Here is a 266-nt window from a genome sequence, read left to right on the forward strand (position 1 = left end):
TGCACCGCGATGCGCTCGCCGGGCTTGAGGTCGGTGTGCTGCTGCAGGTAACCGGCGAACGCCGCACTCTGGCGCTCAAGTTCGGCGTAGGTCAGGGTAATCCCCATGTTGCTGAATGCCGGACGGTCGGCGAAGGTCTTGCAGGAGCGCTCGAACACTTCGATCACCGAGGTGTAGGCGGTGAGGTCGATGGTATTGGGAACACCGGGCGCGCGTTTGTCATTCCAGAAATCAGGTTGCATTATTCTTGTCCTCTTACCTGAGTG

1 protein-coding gene is annotated in these 266 nt (G+C 59.4%); it reads right to left on the reverse strand.

Going from position 1 to position 266, the window contains the following annotated elements:
• Positions 1 to 242, reverse strand: a 242-nt coding sequence (locus AC0608_RS13755) for an AMP-binding protein (protein ID WP_478289468.1), incomplete at its 3' end; no start/stop codon positions are given.
• Positions 243 to 266: the final 24 nt, after the last annotated feature.

It is taken from the genome of Flavobacterium sp. GNP008 (assembly GCF_056428965.1).